This is a genomic window from Paenibacillus sp. FSL R10-2771, assembly GCF_038000205.1.
Lineage (GTDB): Bacteria > Bacillota > Bacilli > Paenibacillales > Paenibacillaceae > Paenibacillus_AQ > Paenibacillus_AQ phytohabitans.
This window is the reverse complement of the sequence record NZ_JBBOBM010000001.1, coordinates 2,375,208-2,392,854: the sequence shown is the minus strand read 5'-3', so window position 1 is coordinate 2,392,854 and position 17,647 is coordinate 2,375,208. Positions and strand designations below refer to the sequence as shown.

The 17,647-nt window shown below is 52.5% G+C and carries 12 protein-coding genes; 4 read left to right on the top strand and 8 right to left on the bottom strand.

From position 1 onward, the window contains the following. The first annotated feature begins 43 nt into the window (after positions 1–43). The gene (locus NSU14_RS10130; RefSeq protein WP_336101870.1) at positions 44–604 is read left to right on the top strand and encodes a glutathione peroxidase; all 561 of its coding nucleotides are present in this window, start codon (positions 44–46) and stop codon (positions 602–604) included. Between the two features lie 150 nt (positions 605–754). Here the strand turns inward: NSU14_RS10130 and NSU14_RS10125 are convergent, their stop codons facing one another. Next, on the bottom strand, positions 755–1,597 hold the full coding sequence (locus tag NSU14_RS10125; RefSeq protein WP_340944531.1) for a GNAT family N-acetyltransferase: 843 nt from the start codon (positions 1,595–1,597) through the stop codon (positions 755–757). 17 nt (positions 1,598–1,614) lie between these two features. After that, on the bottom strand, positions 1,615–2,538 hold the full coding sequence (locus NSU14_RS10120) for an MBL fold metallo-hydrolase (RefSeq protein WP_052421934.1): 924 nt from the start codon (positions 2,536–2,538) through the stop codon (positions 1,615–1,617). A 182-nt stretch (positions 2,539–2,720) separates the two neighbouring features. On the opposite strand from NSU14_RS10120, the gene NSU14_RS10115 reads away from it, so the two are divergent. After that, positions 2,721–3,758 carry an asparaginase gene (locus tag NSU14_RS10115; RefSeq protein WP_042138440.1) on the top strand — a complete coding sequence of 346 codons (1,038 nt, stop codon included), beginning with the start codon at positions 2,721–2,723 and terminating at the stop codon, positions 3,756–3,758. A 307-nt stretch (positions 3,759–4,065) separates the two neighbouring features. Here the strand turns inward: NSU14_RS10115 and NSU14_RS10110 are convergent, their stop codons facing one another. Together NSU14_RS10110 and NSU14_RS10105 are read right to left on the bottom strand one after the other, a co-directional pair. Then, positions 4,066–5,472, bottom strand: coding sequence for a sensor histidine kinase (locus NSU14_RS10110; protein ID WP_340944528.1), 1,407 nt, complete (start codon positions 5,470–5,472; stop codon positions 4,066–4,068). Beyond that, positions 5,469–6,173 carry a response regulator transcription factor gene (locus NSU14_RS10105; RefSeq protein ID WP_076243283.1) on the bottom strand — a complete coding sequence of 235 codons (705 nt, stop codon included), beginning with the start codon at positions 6,171–6,173 and terminating at the stop codon, positions 5,469–5,471. Before NSU14_RS10105 ends, NSU14_RS10110 begins: the two co-directional genes overlap by 4 nt. 157 nt (positions 6,174–6,330) lie before the next feature. On the opposite strand from NSU14_RS10105, the gene NSU14_RS10100 reads away from it, so the two are divergent. Continuing rightward, positions 6,331–7,035 (top strand): hypothetical protein, encoded by a 705-nt coding sequence (locus tag NSU14_RS10100; RefSeq protein ID WP_076243284.1) that lies wholly within the window; start codon positions 6,331–6,333, stop codon positions 7,033–7,035. A gap of 92 nt (positions 7,036–7,127) precedes the next feature. Here NSU14_RS10100 and NSU14_RS10095 read toward each other — a convergent pair whose 3' ends face one another. Next, on the bottom strand, positions 7,128–8,240 hold the full coding sequence (locus NSU14_RS10095; RefSeq protein ID WP_340944523.1) for an NADH:flavin oxidoreductase: 1,113 nt from the start codon (positions 8,238–8,240) through the stop codon (positions 7,128–7,130). A 218-nt stretch (positions 8,241–8,458) separates the two neighbouring features. Between NSU14_RS10095 and NSU14_RS10090 the strand changes: the two genes are divergently transcribed. Continuing rightward, positions 8,459–9,055, top strand: a complete 597-nt coding sequence (locus tag NSU14_RS10090) for a TetR/AcrR family transcriptional regulator (RefSeq protein ID WP_076243286.1) — start codon at positions 8,459–8,461, stop codon at positions 9,053–9,055. A gap of 536 nt (positions 9,056–9,591) precedes the next feature. Here the strand turns inward: NSU14_RS10090 and NSU14_RS10085 are convergent. The 3 genes from NSU14_RS10085 to NSU14_RS10075 all read right to left on the bottom strand — a co-directional run bounded on the left by NSU14_RS10085 (position 9,592) and on the right by NSU14_RS10075 (position 17,634). Further along, positions 9,592–11,208 carry an amino acid permease gene (locus NSU14_RS10085; RefSeq protein WP_340944520.1) on the bottom strand — a complete coding sequence of 539 codons (1,617 nt, stop codon included), beginning with the start codon at positions 11,206–11,208 and terminating at the stop codon, positions 9,592–9,594. A 52-nt stretch (positions 11,209–11,260) separates the two neighbouring features. Then, positions 11,261–11,476: a cupin domain-containing protein gene (locus NSU14_RS10080; RefSeq protein ID WP_340944518.1), complete on the bottom strand. Its 216-nt coding sequence runs from the start codon at positions 11,474–11,476 to the stop codon at positions 11,261–11,263. A 734-nt stretch (positions 11,477–12,210) separates the two neighbouring features. Then, the gene (locus NSU14_RS10075; protein WP_340944516.1) at positions 12,211–17,634 is read right to left on the bottom strand and encodes a diguanylate cyclase; all 5,424 of its coding nucleotides are present in this window, start codon (positions 17,632–17,634) and stop codon (positions 12,211–12,213) included. Between the last annotated feature and the right edge of the window lie 13 nt (positions 17,635–17,647).

The following is a 17,647-nucleotide window of genomic DNA, read 5'->3' as shown; positions in this document are numbered from 1 at the left end:
ATACTATGTATTTATATAATACTAACGAAGGGGGAATGTTCTGATGTCTATTTATGATATTCAAGTAAACACAATCAATGGTAATACCCTTGATATGTCAATATACCTTGGAAAAGTACTCCTTATTGTCAACACTGCAAGTATGTGTAGTTATTCACGCCAATTCGCTGGTCTTCAGAAGCTTTACGAAAGTTACAGTGAGCAGGGGTTTGAAATACTCGGTTTTCCTTGCAACCAATTCAATGAGAAAGAGCCAGGGGAAAACTCGGAATTACAGGAATATTGTGAGAGGAACTTTGGAGTGACGTTTCCGTTATTAGAGAAAGTGGATGTTAGGGGTCAGACCGCTCATCCATTATTTCAATTTTTGACGAAGCAAGCGCCATTTCAAGGCTTTGATACAAGAAATCCGAACGGTGAATGGATGCAGAAATTTCTGCAAGAAAATTATCCTGACATATACACTGGGGATGGGATCAAGTGGAATTTCACTAAGTTTTTGATCGATCGGAACGGACAAGTACATGATAGATACGAAACATCGACGGAACCATTTGAAATACAGTCAGCTATTGAAGCACTGCTTTTAAAGGAAATGGATTGATTCGGTCATGACACTAACGGGAAACGTTTATTTAACAACAGCAGCGGCAGTCTAAGACTTTATTTATCAAGTCTAAGACTGCCGCTGCTTCTTTTGATTGATCGGTTAAAAACTTAAACAATTGATATGTTATTCTGCTGAATCTGTTATTCACTCGGCCAAGCGGTAATACGGGATGTACAGCGACGGCTTGAAGCCCAGCTTCTGAGCCAGTCTGTAAGAACCCTCATTCTCCAGGCGGCAGCCCCACACCGGCTCCAGCCCGTGCTCCAGGCAGTAATCAATCAGTGCGGAACATACGGAGAAGGCAAAATGCTTCCCCCGGTGGCCCGCTGCCGATTCAATCCCAATCTCCAGCTGATCTGCTGTACGGTACGCCGAGAACGCACTCGAGGCGCTCTCCCCCTCCCTGAGCAGGGTGTATCCTATGCCTGTACTTAGGAAATGCTCTGCATCTCTCCAGAAATAGCGCGGAATCACAGCACCTGATTGCCCGTCAAACAGCCCGGCAGTCATCTGAACAATTACTGCATCCCGCCGGAACCATTGCTCCTTCGCACTGTGGTAGACTTCCGGGTCAAAGGTGAAATTCACTCTGGTATGGGTGTGTATCTTCCGTGTATCAGCCGTTTCAGGACCGGGCTCGACCGCATTTAACAGTGCGTTATGCTCAGTAATTATGGACTCCACCAGCGGAGACCAGCCTCCTGCCGGGTCACCCTGCAGCCATTCCGGAGACTGCCTGTCCCCTGTCTTGTTGGTAATATAATCATATAAGCTCCGGTTAAACGCCTCATTGCCCGAATCCCCATAGACCAGCGACATCCCGTAATCATGGGCCACATAAAAGGTATGGGGGTTCTGCACATTATCCACATAAACAATGCCGGTAGTCTGGCCCTTGAGTACAGCTTCGGCGAACAGGGTGTTGATCTTCACTTGACTTAACAGCGGCAGAGCCAGGGCATAGTCCCGGCCATCCAGCTTCAGCATAATGTTCTCCTCTTTTCTCAGGAATGAGTATATGTATCGTACAGCCAGCGGAAATTCCACTCAAAGATATGGGAGCCCTCCCATGTATCGAATGGTGCCGGAATTCCCTTAGCTAACCAGAAATCCGCGTTCTCCCCGCTCCGGGCAGCCGCTGCGGCATACGCCTGGATCTCTTGAAGATAACTTAACATTTCAGCGATGCTCTCACGTCCGGCAACCCCTCCATGACCGGGGATCAGCCGGGTGAAGTCAATCTCGCGGCCAATCCGTTCCACGATTAAAGCCCATGCTTCAGGGAAACCGTGCAGCATAGCCGGATGGGATTGGTTCAGCACCAGATCCCCGGCAATCAGCACCTTAACGTCAGCAATATATACCATGGCATCGCTGCAGGTATGGCCGCCGCCGTATGTAAACAGCTGTATGGACCGCTCTGACCCGTGGATATCAAGCGTATCCTTGAATGTCACAGCAGCTGTTACTCTGCGGATCGCAGGCGTTGCCTCCAGCAGGGCCTGCTTTTCCGATATTTCATATCCCAGCGCTGCCTGCAGGCGGGTGTCCACAGCAGTACTGTGAGCCTCCTGAAGTGCTTCAATCTGCTTCTGCAGCCCTTCCTGCCATTCCCCAAGCTCAGGCGGACCATTCGTTGTCAGCACTTCACGGGTAAGCTCCGTGGAAATGATGACACAGTCGGCAAACTCCATATTCCCGTAATGATGATCCCCGTGATAGTGGGTATTCACTATGTATTTGACCGGCTTCCCCGTCAGCTGCTCAGCCGTTTCCCGCAGAAGCTTCGCTGCCCCGGGCAGGCTGAAGGTATCCACCACGACTGTGGTATCCCCAAGATCTATAATGGACGCATTGCCTACCGCGCCCCGGCCCGGAATAACAATCGCTGCCCACACTCCCTGTGCTACTTCCTCTACCGTGAACATACATATCCTCCCATTTATATTTTTACTTATTATACCTTAATATGGCATGCACTTATTGACTAATTATTTGCAGAGAAAAACAGGAGTAAAAACAGATCATTGTCCCCTGAAATCGTATGTTATAATACATTCAATGTAATTCCATAGCCTTCATTCTGATTCGACCTGAAAGGAAACGATCTATGATTATTCCAGCACCTGAAGTGAACTTCACAGCATCCCCATTTTATAATCCCAGCCTCAAAAATGTAGTTATTCTGGCTACCGGCGGCACCATTGCCGGCAGCGGCGAAGCGCATAAAACCTTGAACTACGAACCCGGTGCCCTGCCCGTGCAGGATCTGCTGGATAGTGTGCCCCACCTGGAACGGCTTGCCAATTGTGCCGGCGTGCAGGTCAGCAATCTCTGCAGTGCAGATATCACCAGCGAACACTGGCTTACACTGGCTGCGTACATCAACACGCTCGCCCTCCGGGAGGATGTGCACGGCTTCGTAATTACCCACGGCACCGACACCCTGGATGAGACCTCCTATTTCCTGAACCTGGTGATCAAGACCGACAAACCGGTGATCATTACCGGCTCCATGCGCCCCGCAACGGCAATCAGTGCCGACGGTCCGCTCAATCTGTATCAGTCCGTTGCACTGGCAGCCAATCCGGATGCATCCGGACAGGGCGTGATGGTTGTCTTCGCCGAGGGCATCTACAGCGGACGGGATGTGCAGAAGGTGAACACCTTCAAGGCTAATGCCTTCGATGAGCGTGATTTCGGCTGCCTGGGCTACATGCGCGACAGTCATGCCTTTTTCTATACCCGGACGCTCAAAAGACATACGACTGCTTCACAATTCGATGTATCGGCCATGACCGGACTGCCGGAAGTATCCGTAGCCTACTTCCATGTCGACGCCGATCCCGGCATCCTGGATTATCTCGCCACGATCTCCAAGGGCATTGTGATTGCCGGAGCAGGCGGAGGCATCTACAGCAAGCCGTGGATAGATAAAGTCGGCGAGCTTAAGAACAATAACATCCCTGTGGTCCGCTGCTCGCGGATCTCAAGCGGAATTACGCTCAAGGACTCCTACATTGACCTGTCCGCCAATTCCATTCCCTGCAACAGTCTGGTGCCGCAAAAAGCACGGATTCTGCTCTCCCTGGCGCTGACTCAAACGACCGGCTACGACGAAATCGCTGCAATGTTCAACGAATATTAAAACATTAGACATCACTCTAAGGGGGTGTCCCGTAAGCCTTATAGTGGCTTCCGGGACACCCCCTTTTTTTGAGTAAGAACAATGTATGCACTTGAGAGGACGCTGCGTGAACGGACCGTTGTTCCAATCGCTTTGCTCTCCAGCTTAGAAAATCAGTAGACTAAGGCGAGTATTAAAACAAGCTGCAAATGACTAAAAGCGCAAAGCGGCGATCTTCCAATAACAAGAGATATGCTCTGACTCTACTTATAGAATCTATTTATAGACTCTACTTATAAAACGCCACTTTTTTGTCTGCCGGCAGCTATTACCCGGCTGCGGATGGAAATTCAAACGTGAGGACGGCCCCGCCTTCCGGGCAGTTCCGGGCGGTAATCTTACCGCCGCAGCGCTCCACGATGGCGCGCGAGATGGCCAGACCCAGCCCGGAATCACCATTTTTCCCTTTGACGAACCTGTGAAACAGACTGGGCAGCAGCTCCTGCGGAATGCCGGGGCCGTCATCCGAAACTGTTAATGTGATCAGTCCCTTGCTTACATAGCCATGGACATCAATCTTCCTGTCTGCATAACGCGCAGCATTGGATAATACGTTCAGCAGTGCCTGCAGCAGCTTATCACGGTCAGCCCTCAGCATCAGCCCGCGGTCTCCGGAGATTACAGTCTTGAGCGACAGCTTTCTTGCAGCCAGCTGCGGATTGATCCGTTCTACCGCCTCTGAGAGCAGCTCTTCCAGATCGCATTCTACCGCCCGGAATATATCCTCTTCGCTGTCCAGCTTGGCCAGTAGCGTCATTTCGCCCACCAGGTCCCGCAGGCGTCCACTCTCGCCCAGGATAATATCCAGCCCTCTACGGACATCCTCACCTTCAAATATCCCGTCCCTGATGCCCTCCGCATAACCGGATATCGACATCAGCGGTGATTTCAGCTCATGCGAGGCATTCTGGAAGAATTGCTTCTGTACCCGGTTGAACCTGTGCAATTCTCCGGCCATTTCGTATAAGGTCCGGGCCACAGAACCGATCTCCCCACCCGCCCGGATCAGATTCACGTCGGCAAACCGGCGGTTTTTCACTTTTTTGAGTTCCTCGCGCAGGCTGATCAGCGGATCAATCAGCTTCCTTGTGATAAACAGGCTGAACAGGAACATCACGGCTGCACCGGCGGCAAAGACAAGAATCAGACGTTTGAGCAGTGCCTGCTCAATCGCTTTGATTCTGCTGACAGGGGTCAGCAGGGTCAGCTTGCCTTGGGGAAGCGCATTTACCTGCACCAGATAACGCGGGTCGTTGCCGTCCCATAAGCTCTGCAGGCTGCCTGTCTCTACTGCAGCTATGCCGGTAACTGCCTGTGCCTGTCCGGGTATCGCCGGGAGGGTGCCCGACACCACCTTCCCCTGCTGATCCGTCACAATGGCCTGTACTCCGCTGGAAAGCGTAGCATATTGAACCGGAAACAACTTATTTTCTTCAATTGGGACTGCACTTATTGCTGCGGCGGGCAGCTGCTGCATGCTGGCGGTCAGTGTTGCGCCTAGCGTCCGCAATCCCTCCTGTTCCTTACCGATGAAATGATCCATCAGTACGAAATGTATCATCACTCCCGTGATGGACAGGACAAGCAGCAGAGACAATCCGAAGGCGAAGTTGATCTGATGCACCAGCTTCAGCTTCTTCATCTGCCCGTTTAGCTTCATCCGCATATTCATCATTCCTGCCCTTCTCTCATCCGGTAGCCGTGTCCCCAGACCGATTCCAGCGGCAAGCCGTCTATTTTTTTGCGGATGCGTTTGATCAGATGGTCCACTGCGCGGTCACTGCCGAAATAATCATCCCCCCAGACATAACCAAGCAGCTCTTCCCGCGTAAACGCCCGGTTTGGATGTCCGGCAAAAACCTTCAGCATCAGGAACTCCTTACTCGTCAGCTCCACCTCTGATCCGTGCCAGAAGGACCTCCTTTCTTCCGGAAGCAGCAGCAGTCCGCCCAGCTCTATGCCTGAAGGGGAAGGCAACGCAGCTGCGGGCTGAGGCTGCTGGAGCCGTTCCCACCTTTCCAGCTGCCGTTTGATCCGGGCCACCAGCTCACGGGGACTGAACGGCTTGACCAGATAATCGTCGCTGCCCAGCTCAAGACCCAGTATTTTATCGACTTCATTATCTTTGGCAGAGATCATAATGATCGGCACCTCTGCTTCATCACGGATGCGCCTGCATAGTTCATACCCGTCCATCCCCGGAAGCATGATATCGAGCACCCACATGCCGGGAGGATCGCTTGTCCACAGGGCCCAGGCTTCTTCGGCACTTCCCAGGCCAATCGTGCGGAAATTCTCCTTATGTAAATAAGCCTCGACCAGCTTGCGTATATTCTCATCATCGTCCACAACGGCAATGACCGTTTGATTGTTCATCGTAGCCCTCCACAGTTTTGTCTGCTCCATTATAACAAGCTGCCGGAGGCGGTAGGGCCTTGCCATTGTTTTTCCACAAAGCCACCAATTTCCTGCCACAGTAGAACGCTATATTGGGAGCTGTAAGACAAACCTCACCCATAAGGAGTGTTAGTTCATGAACCGTTTAATCTTGAGAAGAATGGCCCTCTCCACCCTGCTGCTGTCCTCCATCGCAACCCCGGTGTTCGCCGATGCAGACCGCACGCCGCCACAGGCCGGGAACGCCGCCGTTACCTTAAGTGCAGCCTCAGCCCCGTTGCAGGGAAGTATCCTGATTACTGCACGTATTCCAGACTTGCTGGACCTTGCAGAACGCTACGCGCCGGAAACCGTTCAGGACTGGACCGACACGCTCAGCAGATACAATAAGGCCATCCGCCTTAATGTACAGGTGCTTACCCTGGATGCAACAGGAGAAGTTACCGCTCCAGCCGTGCAACTGGCCACACCTGTAGCCTTGACAGCAGCAGTAACACCTTCCCTTGCCGTTTCAGCGCCGTCAGCCGATCTTCAGCTTGTCGTAACAGACGGAACCCTCAGTGCCTTCGCTACAGGAACAACGGCTTCATCCACTGCAGATTTCGCCGTGTTTGCAGCACCTGACAGCCTCTCGTCCGCCGAACTCACAGGCTCTGGCTCAATAACAGCTGCTGCAGCCCCGGCTCTGCTCCAGATGACAGAAGATAACGGATTCTTCAAGGCACAGGCTGCACTGGCTGAAGCCGTAGAATCCAAAGATGCCGGTGCGGTCAAGCACGCACTGGGCGGGCTGCTGGAACAGTACAAGGACCTTACCAAAAAGCTTGAAGAAGCGAAGTAAGCACGGAATAACGCTTCTATAGCAGCAGGAGATACAAAAAGCAGGTCAAGGGCGGGTACCTTTGGCCTGCTTTTCGTTTAGACAAGCTATCGTCAGGAGAGCGCGGCCACCGATTCAGGGGTAAATGCCTGAAGCTCACTCAGCCGTCCCTCACGGATTTTGACCGCCCAGGCTGGATCTCCGAGCAGCGCCCGGCCCACGGCCACCAGATCAAACTCATTGTTGCTAAGCCGCTCCACAAGTCCCTCCAGTCCGGGATGAGCCTGTCCTTCCCCTTCGGCGGGATCACTGTCCATGCCAACCGCCCCGACGGTAATGGTCGTCTTGCCTGTCAGCTTCTTCACCCAGCCGGCAAAGCTTAGATCCGAGCCGGCAAATTCGGGCTCCCAGAAACGGCGTACTGAGCAGTGGAAGATATCTACCCCGGCGTCCACCAGAACGCCCAGCAGGTCCTTCAGCTGTTCCGGTGTGTCCGCCAGTCTGGCAGCGTAATCGCCCATTTTCCATTGGGACAGACGCATGGCTACCGGATAATCCGGACCTACCGCAGCACGTACAGCTTCGACTATCTGAGCAGCAAACCGGGCGCGCTTCACCAGATCGCCGCCGTAACGGTCTGTCCGCTGATTGGTCTTCGCCCACAAGAACTGATCGATCAGAAAGCCATGGGCTCCGTGAAGCTCTATACCATCGAACCCGGCTTCTTTGGCATGAAGCGCTGCAGCCGCGTAAGCCTGAATTACATCCGCTATTTCGTCCTCTGACATCGGCTCGCCTGCCTTGTTCCCCTCCAGATCCAGTCCGGACGGACCGATGGACAGGGCTTCCGGATTAGGCTGGGAACCATTCGGCCGGATCATGCCCATATGCACGATTTGCGGGAAAATTTTGCCCCCTGCTTCATGCACCTGTCTGACCACTTCCGCCCAGCCGTTCAATGCTGCTTCCCCATAAAGCCTAGGCAATCTGGACTCACTGGTTGCTGAAGGATGGTCAATTAGGGCTCCTTCGGTTATCACAAGACCGACACCGTTCTCGGCACGGCGGCGGTAATAAGCGGCTACGTCGGGTCCCGGCACACCCTCAGGCGAGAAGGCACGGGCCATCGGCGACATGACAATTCGTGTCGGCAAGGTCAGTTGATGGATCGTATAAGGCTGAAACAAGGCTTGGATGGAATGATTATTGTTCTGCGGATGACTCATGAACCGCACCTCCAATATTATTTTGGCACCCGCAGTTAAGGGGTACGAATGCAATATTAGCAATGCCACCTGCCCCATTCAACCAACAATCCGCACCATCTGTTGCTTAAGCGAAATGAAAAATATATTGTTGGTTATCCAGGGATACCTTGGTTGGCGCAGCCGCAGATGTTTATAATAGATAAAGCATTAGTTACTGAAGGGAGCATGGATAGAGAATGCCCAGTATACTTTCACCGAACCCGAACGACCCGCGCGTCATCCGGACACGCCAGTTAATTCTGGACTCATTTGCCGAGCAGTTAAATACCATGGACTTCAATGCAATTACCGTACAGGATATCACGCGAAAAGCCACGATTAACCGGGCCACATTCTATGCTCATTTCCCTGATAAATACGCACTGCTTGAATCGTTCTTATCAGATGCCTTCACGGAGCTTGTTCTCCGCAAAATCGATGACCAGGCAGCCTTGACCGAGGAAACGCTCTATACACTGGTTGCCGCTCTTTGCGATTATCACGAATCCAGCCATCACTGCCTGAAGAAATATGATTCCCTGGCGCTGATTATTGAAGAGAATATTAAGCTGCAGCTGGAGCAGCTGCTGCAAAGGCTGCTGTCCGGAGTAGACAGCACAGCGGATAGCCGCACACTGCAAACGGCTGCAACCCTGCTCAGCTGGTCAATCTACGGGGTGACCTATCGCTGGAATAAGGAGGGCCGTCATGAATCCGCTGCTGCGCTGGCCGGCAGATTCGTGCCATTGATGAACAACGGAGTATCGTTGCTGACTCCCGCTGGCGGAGAGTGAGAAGCACGGTTCCGTTAAACGCGTTCGGATGATTGTCCCCCGCCCGGAAGGCAGCATATTCTTTCCAGCCCCAGGCAGTCCCGGTGAAATCAAGTGCACTAATTTTGCTCTTCATTTCCTCCTTTTGGCGGCATTTGGCGGCATTTTTGGCGGAATTAGAGGGATTTATCCCTTTGATTTCCGCGTACCGCTCACTTTCAGCGGAATTAGAGGGATTTATCCCTTTGATTTCCGGATACAGCCTACTTTCGGCGGAATTAGTGGGATTTATCCCTTTGATTTCCGCATACAGCCCACTTTCGGCGGAATTAGAGGGATTTATCCCTTTGAATTCACCATGCTGCCGACTTCTGGAGGATGCAGTGGGACCCCTGATACAAGGACAAGTTCTTCCTTCAGTAGGAAACGGATCTGCTCCAATTTCCAAAGAAAAGTATCCGGGGCATTATGCACGTTATATCCACAGCAGACGAATATCATAATTTCCTGCATAACCAAAAAGGAGCGCAGCCGTTCTGAGCTCCGTACCTCCACCGCTACTTCCGCTTGCCGCCGCCTTTTGTCCCGCCCTGGCCCGAATGCCTGCCGCTCTGATCCGGGCGGTTATGACGTTCCTCCAACCGTCCCTGATGACGATCCGTCCATTCCTCCGCAGCCTCCATCTGCGCTCTGCCTCCAGGCACCTTAACCTGCAGGGAGGGCTGCCGCCTGCGCCCGGATTCTCTCCCCTTACGCAGTGCCCCCACCGCATAAATGCCTGAGAAGACCAGAACAAACATAATTCCCGCGGCCAGACCTCCCCCTTGTCCCGGAATCAGCGGCATGCTGGCGAGTATGGTGACCAGACTTCCCATTGCAATCCATGAGCTGTACGGATAGCCGCGTAACCCGCGCTGGCCCTTGAAGGGTCCTCCGTGGCGCCGGCGCAGCCGGTAGTGGCTGGCCATGATGATGAAGTAGGAGAACAGCAGCGCGAAGCCGCCGGAGCTGACCAGAAACAGGTAGACTCCCTGCGGCAAAAGCATACCCAGTCCAAGCCCGGCCAGCATTGCACCGCCGGAAATGAGGATGCCCCGGTACGGGATATCTGTACGGTCCCGCATCCAGGCCGGAGTATGCCCTTCTTCCGACAATGAGCGGAGCATCCGGCCCAGGCCGAATACGGAGGCCAGCATCGTTGACAAAATAGCGGACACCAGGACGATATTCATCACCGTCCCGGTCCAGCCGAGGCCATACAGGCTGAGGGCAGACACAAACGGACTGATCTGTTCAGAGACCAGAGCCTGGGGCAGCAGCAGAAACAATGCGATCATGGCAGCCAGATAGAGGCTGACCAGCAGCAGGATCGTCCGCCGGATCGCTCTGGGGATGGTGACTCCGGGATTGCCTGTCTCCGAGGCTGCCAGTCCCAGCACTTCAAATCCCGCATAGGTAAACATCACCATGAGCATGCTGCCCGCAATTCCGGCGATTCCCCCGGGGAACAGGCTCTGGCCTCGCACAACTTGAATACCAGCCGCGCCTTCGCCCCTAGTTCCAAATCCGGCTACTATAGCCACCGCGATCACGATGAATGCAACAATGGCCAGCAGCTTGAAGGCAGCCAGTCCGCTCTCCAGCTTGCCCAGCCGTTCTGCTCCGAGCAGATTGAGCAGTGTTACCAGAACAATGATCCCCGAGCCCGCCAGCGCCAGCGGAAGCGCAGGAAACCAGCCCCTCAACAGGATGGATACTGCCGTCGCTTCACTGGACATCGCGAGTACAAGGCCTGTCCAGTATACCCAGCCGACCGTGAATCCCGCTCCCCGGCCGAACGCCTGCTCGGTGTACGTGCGGAATGAGCCGGGTGCCGGATTCGCCACCGTCATTTCCGACAGCGCGGAGAGGATGAGATAGACCAGACCCCCTCCGATTACATAAGCCAGCAGCACAGACGGGCCAGCCGCCCGGATCGCCACGGAAGACCCCAGGAAGAAAGAGCCGCCGACCACGGTCCCCAGTGCGAGCATCGTCAGCTGCCATACTGATAATCCTTTTTTGCCCGGGTTCCCGGACTTCCGCGGCTTCTCCAGCTTCTGTAGCTTATCCAGCCTCGCCAGCTTCTCCACCTTCTCACGCTTCACCTGACTACCTTGTTTTCCTTCCTCCATAATCCTGCCTCCCGGTTTGAGATAACAGAAGTATCTGCATATTCCGGGGAAATTAGCCAAACCAGCCTTTGGGTAAGATGGAGACCTGTCCGGGCTTCAGATGATAGGTCATCAGCTTCTGGGTAAACGGATCGAACAAGGAGGTAATCAGCTTGCCGCTGATGACGAACACCATCTCCGTGACGTTCGTGTGCCAATGCGGCTGTACAATAAACCCTTTGCTCATATGTGCATTGAAGAACCCGTTCCGGATCGCCGGAAGCTGCATAAGCTCAAGTTTTGTGAACCTGTAACTCAGCTGGGCAATCGCCCAGATACTTTATGCGGGGGATGAATCTTTTGACACAGCGGCTTCTATGGCCCAGCAGCATAATCACTCTGACAGGTGAATCAAACGGGGGCATTGCCTCATTTAGCTCGTCTACTCTATCACTTGCACATTCTATTCGGTTTATCGCATACATTTAGCTCGTCTACCCTATCACTTGCACATTGTATTCGGTTTTTCGCATACATTTGGCTCATCGTCCCTATCACTTACACATTGTATTCGGTTTTTCGCATACATTTGGCTCATCTACTCTATCATCGGCACATTGTATTCGGTTTTTCGCATACATTTGGCTCATCTACCCTATCGTTCTCTTAAGCCCCCGAGCAAGACGTACGAATCAGATCGCACACTGGGCAAGCGGCTCAGAACCGCTTTTTAAAGAATGTAGAGCGCCCCAATTCAGTTTTTGGACATACCGGTCACCGAGTGACATCCTGCCTTTCGCGTCTAAAACATGTTCCTTGTAAGAATTGGATTATTAAATCATATTCATCCTTTGGACAGATCTGCTCCAAATTTCAATGTATCTTATCCATCACAGATGAATAATATCATTTCCCACTTTAGATAAAACAAGAAACCATGCCGAAACCCTCAATCCGAACACAACAAAGGCTGACCCAGGCAGCCATATCATAGCCTACCAGGTCAGCCCACACTTCATTGCATTACCGCTCGAACAGCGTGACGCAGTTGCGGCCTTCCGCTTTGGATTGATAGAGCGCATCATCGCCCAGCTTGTAGATATCCTCCTCGCGGAGTCCGTCGACAAGAACGGCCGCTACGCCGATGGATACGGTAATTCTTCCGTATTCCGGGCTAAGCTCATGCAGAATCCGCAGCTCCGCGATGCTTCTTCTGATTGCTTCGGCATATTCCCGCGACTGCTGAGGGGTGAACCCGGCCACCACAATGCCGAACTCTTCTCCGCCCAGGCGGAACGCAACTCCGTCCGCCCGTTCAGCCAGTTCATTCAGCAGCTGGCCGACTCTCCGCAGTACGGTATCGCCCTCGTAATGGCCGTAGGTATCATTGTATTTTTTGAAATAGTCTATGTCCAGCATCAGGTAGGTCAAATGCCGTTTGTACGCAGCTGCCTTCTCTACCTCGTCCAGGAACAGCTTATTGAAGTATCTGCGGTTGTACAGCCCGGTCAGCTCGTCGGTAATCGAGATTTGCTCGATCAGTCCGATATATTTGTTCAACTCCTCGTTGTTGAACTCCAATTCCTTGGTCCGTTCCGCCACGAGCTCCTCCAGATGCTCCTTATGCCGTAGCAGCTCCTCTTCCGCCTTCTTGCGCTCGGTAATATCCTTCACGGTCCCCTGAATGGCAGGTTTGTCCATATACATGATCCGGATGACCTTGTGGATCACGATGACTTCACGGGTCTTGTCCTTGTGAACAAGCCGGGTCTCATATTCATCAGGCACCTGCTTGCCTTCAACCCTTCTTGCATAATAGTGCGATACTTTCTCCTTCTCGGAGGGGCTGAGGAAGTTCTCGAAGGGCTGATCCAGCATCTCATCCATCTTATACCCCAGCATCTGCGCCAGGGCTTCGTTGACATATTTACACCGCTTGTCCTGGGTAATGAATACCCCGTCCTGCAGATTGTTCACCAGTTCACGGTATTTCTCTTCCGACCGCTCCAGCTCTGTATAGAGGCTGGCATTTTCCAGTGAGAATACCATTTCTCTGGATAACAGATTAATGATCTTCATCCGTTCCTTGGTGAACACGCCGGTAACCAGGTTATTCTCCAGATAGATAATCGCAATCGTCTTATTCTGGTTGATCAGCGGCATACATACCATGGATTTCGGCTGGTGCTTCACAATATACGGATCGTTCACAAACGGTGTCTCCGAAAAAGCATCATTGTAAATCAGGCTCTCCCGGCTCTCCTCCACCTGTCTAATAATCGAGACCGGCAGGTTATCCAGCCTTGACGATTCATGAACAGCCACTGAGATTCTATCAGCATCGGCTTTATATTCACCCTCCACCAGAAGATTCGCCTGGGAGGTCATCAGAATGCAGCCCCGCTGGGCACCGGCATTCTTGATGACAATCTCCATGAGCGCTTCCAGCAGATTGTTCAGCTCAATCTCCTTGGAGATTGCCTGGGAAGCGAGAATCATTGAATTCAGATCAATGCTCTCGGTGTAGTCCGTAACCGTCCGGCCATGGAGGAATTCCTTCGTATTAATTTTTTTGACAATGGAAGAGTAACGCTCGTTAATGAACCTGATCTTCTCCTTGGCGCCCCAGACCGAATAATAGTATACGGATTGTCTGAGCAAATAAGCGGCGAACTCATTGAACTCCTTATGATAATAGAACCGGGCTGCCAGCTCATTGCTGAGCGCTTTATAGCGTACAAAGCTTCCTTGCTCACTGGTCTCAATCGCCAAATCATAATAGCGGCTTGCCTGATTATCGTTCCCGCTGATTCTGGCCCATTCGGCCTTCATCAGATATTCATGCTGGCGGAAGGTTCCCGGCGCATTCCTGGCCCATTTACGGACCCGCCCGTACTCTTTGCGCATTCTGGATTTGGCTTTGCGTTTGCCGTTCACACTTAAGTCCTTATAGGCGTAAGCCAGATTCAGGAAAGTATACAGGGCGAACTCCTCCATAAAAGCAGAACCGGCCAGCGTTCCGATGATCGGGTAGGCTTTATCGATATACTCCAGTGCTTCATGGTGTTTCTCATAAGTGAACAGCAGCTTCATTTTATAAATATAATAGATCGCAATTCCCGAATAATACCGCGCTTCTTCCAGCTGGCTCAAATAGGCCTCTTCACTAAATGACTCACTGTTGAAGGAAGTCCGGTCCGGCAGCTCGCCTGCTAGACTGCGGAAATACTGTCGGGCCAGCTGCGCTGTGGCAAGTGATTCCTTATATTTCGTATTCTCGATCATAGAAATTGTACGCGTACTCTCCTGAAGCGTAGTCGCGATGTCCATCGACGGGTTCCAGAGATTCACATAGAATGCGGAATGGGCGAGATAGAGCAGATCCCCTGTCCGCAGACTGGCTTCAATCGAGGTGCCGAACCAGTCCTGCAGCGTATCCCAGGGCTCGGTCCAGGAATGGCTGAACAGCGTATATAATACATGTGCCGCACCTTTCCACTGCAAATCATTGAACTTGTCATTAATCCTGATCCCGAGCCGCCCGAATTCAAAGGCCCCTCTGGTATCTCCGAAGCCGGACAATAGCATGGCGTATCCGATAAAAGCAAGCGCCGACTCGGGGGAGTTGCCGTATTTCAGGGTCAGGCCGACCTTTTTGAGGACAACAAGACCAAACAGCGAAGTCTCACCTGAAATAAAAGATGGCGGGATAAAATTAATCAGCAGCCGCATGACCAGCTTCATCTCCGGATCTTTCATTTCCGGCGATGTAAAAATCCCTTCTGGTGTTCTTCCCCGCAGCGCAGCCTTGATCACCAGCAGCTCCTTCAGTACGGAGGCCATTCCTACCTTGGCGGGAATCCGGATTCCCAGCGCCTGCAACCCTTGTCTGCCTGAAGCGATCGATTCCGGCATCATACCCAGATACATATAATGATTGGCCTGCATTTCGTAAGTTTCCGCGAGTGTTATTCTGTCTGTAGTATGTATCTGTAAAAGGCTGCAGGCCTGATCCGCCTGTTCTACATGGTGGGTGAGATAACCGCATTCCGCATACAGTCTGTAGATCTCCGCAGTCTGCTCCCTGTCCGCCAGCCAAGAATTCTCCGGCAGCAGCTTTATTGCCGCCTCCAGCAGGATGAATGCAGAATCATACCCGTAGCCAGCCTTCGCTTTTTGCGCTGCACGGAGATTTAGAGCAATCACATCCTCAATTTCAGAGCGCTCGCTGATAAATTCCAGGCCTTTGTTCATGTGTGCTGCAATATCTACGATCTTGTCCTCGGCATCCCCGTTGCCATAATTCTTCAGCAGAAGACGTCCGATGCTAAGATGCAGCCTTTTCCCCCGCTCAGCGTCAAGCATCTGGTAGAAGGCCTGCTGAATCCGGTCATGGGCAAATTTCAGCCGGATTTCCGTCTGCAGCGGTGCCGTCCCTGCCTCACTCAGCGTCCCGGAGAATATGGCATAGCGGTGGTCCGCAGGAAGAATATACTCCTCGTGTACGGCCCGGCTGATGGCAGCTGCAATTACCTCCGGCGGTTCTTCACCGATCAGGGTAAGCATGCCGTAATCGAATACATTGCCGACGGCCGAGCTTAACATTAAGATCCTGCGGACATCCGCAGGCAGATTCTGCAGCTGACCCACAAGGAAATCAACGACATTCTCATTGACCGGCAGCGCCTCAATCCGCTCCAGATCCCAGTTCCATTCCCCGCTCAGCTTATCAAAAACAAAAAATCCGCGTTTATGCAGATCCTTCAGAATTTCCGTCAGGAAAAAGGAATTGCCTTTGGACCGCTTGAAGATCAGTCCGGTAAGCTTCTGCACTCTCTCCTTACTGCTGTACAATGTGTCAGCGATAAGACTCTGCACATCCTCCTCGTTCAGAGGCTTCAGGTGGATGCGTGAAACCTCACGGCTCTTCTCTATTCTGGCGATGGAGGCAAACAGAGGATGCCCTTCATGAATTTCATTCTGCCGGTAGGAGCAGATTACAAACAGCCTCTGCAGATGGTTATCCAGCACCAGCTTCTCCACCAGCTGCAGGCTGGAGTAATCCGCCCACTGGACATCGTCCAGGAACAGGACGAGCGGTTTGTCATTATGGGTGATCCCTTCCACGAACTTGGCAAAGGTCAGGAAGAAGCGGTTCGTCTCCTCGGCAGGATTCAGCGGCTCAACCTCCGGCTGAACACCGATCCAGGCAGTAAGCTCAGGGATTAGCCCGGTAATTACACTGCCGTTTCCGCCCAGCGCCTTGTTCAGCGAACGGCCGATATAACTCTTGTAATCCTCATCCGGGCTCTCCAGCAGCTGGCTGATCAATCTCCGGAAGGCCTGGATAAGCGCACTGTACGGAATGTTCTTGTTATACTGGTCGAATTTCCCTTCCGCGAACAGCCCTTTCTCCTGGCTGATGGTCTGGTGCAGCTCATGGACGAGTGCCGTTTTGCCGACACCGGCATCGCCGGATACCAGCATCAGCTGCGAGCTTGTTTTGAGGCTGCTGCGGAAAGCATCCTCCAGGCGGGACAGCTCCTGCTGCCTGCCTACAATCTTTTGCGGAATGCGGAAGGTATTCAAGAGGTCCTCCGTACCTATCACGAAATCCTCATGCCCGGCCAGACATTTCTTCAAATCCGCCTTGATTCCGTGAGCGCTGCGGTACCGGTCTTCCGAGGACTTCTCCATAAGCTTCATAATTATAGCCGACAAGCCGCTGGATACACGGCCCCCGCTTGCCTTATAGGGAGGAATAGCCTCTTTGGCAATTATGGAATAGATCTGCTCAAGCATTTCCTGTGAATTAAAGGGCTTAATGCCGGTCATCATCTCATAGAGTACGACGCCCAGCGAGTAATAATCGCTCCGGTAATCAATATTGCGGTTCATCCGTCCCGTCTGTTCAGGAGAGATGTACAGCAGGCTGCCTTCAAGCACTCCGCTGTTCTGGAATTCCCGTTTCTCCTTGGACAGCTTCACCGCAAGATCGAAATCAATCACCTGCACAATATCCTGTTCCCGGTTCCAGATAATATTGGACGGCTTGATATCCTTATGGATCACATTCTGCTCATGAATGGAAGCCAGTATATCCACAACCTTGACGGCGAGCTTCAGCAGCGCCTCCTGCCCGGGTTTCTCCTCCGCCAGAACCTTCTTGAGCGAACGCCCGTGGATATCCTCCAGCACCATGACATACAAGCCGTTCCGCTCTTCCAGCTTAACGGGCCGGATGACCCCCTGTACGGTGTGGCTAAGCTCTGTAAGCAGCTTATATTCCTGCTTGAAGCGCATGACCGCCTCGGCTCCGGTAAATTCCGATTTTAATACTTTTAGAATGACTGTTGCTCCGGTTGTAGCGTCGCTGCATCTGTAAACCGCTTTTATATTATTATCTGAAATGGTTTCCAGTATCTGATAGTTGTCGTTAACAATCATTCCTACTCCACCT

Excerpts from the sequence above, each read along its gene's own strand:
- NSU14_RS10130 (WP_336101870.1), top strand. The coding sequence starts at position 44 with ATGTCTATTTATGATATTCAAGTAAACACAATCAATGGTAATACCCTT.
- NSU14_RS10125 (WP_340944531.1), bottom strand. The coding sequence starts at position 1,597 with ATGCTGAAGCTGGATGGCCGGGACTATGCCCTGGCTCTGCCGCTGTTA.
- NSU14_RS10120 (WP_052421934.1), bottom strand. The coding sequence starts at position 2,538 with ATGTTCACGGTAGAGGAAGTAGCACAGGGAGTGTGGGCAGCGATTGTT.
- NSU14_RS10115 (WP_042138440.1), top strand. The coding sequence starts at position 2,721 with ATGATTATTCCAGCACCTGAAGTGAACTTCACAGCATCCCCATTTTAT.
- NSU14_RS10110 (WP_340944528.1), bottom strand. The coding sequence starts at position 5,472 with ATGATGAATATGCGGATGAAGCTAAACGGGCAGATGAAGAAGCTGAAG.
- NSU14_RS10105 (WP_076243283.1), bottom strand. The coding sequence starts at position 6,173 with ATGAACAATCAAACGGTCATTGCCGTTGTGGACGATGATGAGAATATA.
- NSU14_RS10100 (WP_076243284.1), top strand. The coding sequence starts at position 6,331 with ATGAACCGTTTAATCTTGAGAAGAATGGCCCTCTCCACCCTGCTGCTG.
- NSU14_RS10095 (WP_340944523.1), bottom strand. The coding sequence starts at position 8,240 with ATGAGTCATCCGCAGAACAATAATCATTCCATCCAAGCCTTGTTTCAG.
- NSU14_RS10090 (WP_076243286.1), top strand. The coding sequence starts at position 8,459 with ATGCCCAGTATACTTTCACCGAACCCGAACGACCCGCGCGTCATCCGG.
- NSU14_RS10085 (WP_340944520.1), bottom strand. The coding sequence starts at position 11,208 with ATGGAGGAAGGAAAACAAGGTAGTCAGGTGAAGCGTGAGAAGGTGGAG.
- NSU14_RS10080 (WP_340944518.1), bottom strand. The coding sequence starts at position 11,476 with ATGCAGCTTCCGGCGATCCGGAACGGGTTCTTCAATGCACATATGAGC.
- NSU14_RS10075 (WP_340944516.1), bottom strand. The coding sequence starts at position 17,634 with ATGATTGTTAACGACAACTATCAGATACTGGAAACCATTTCAGATAAT.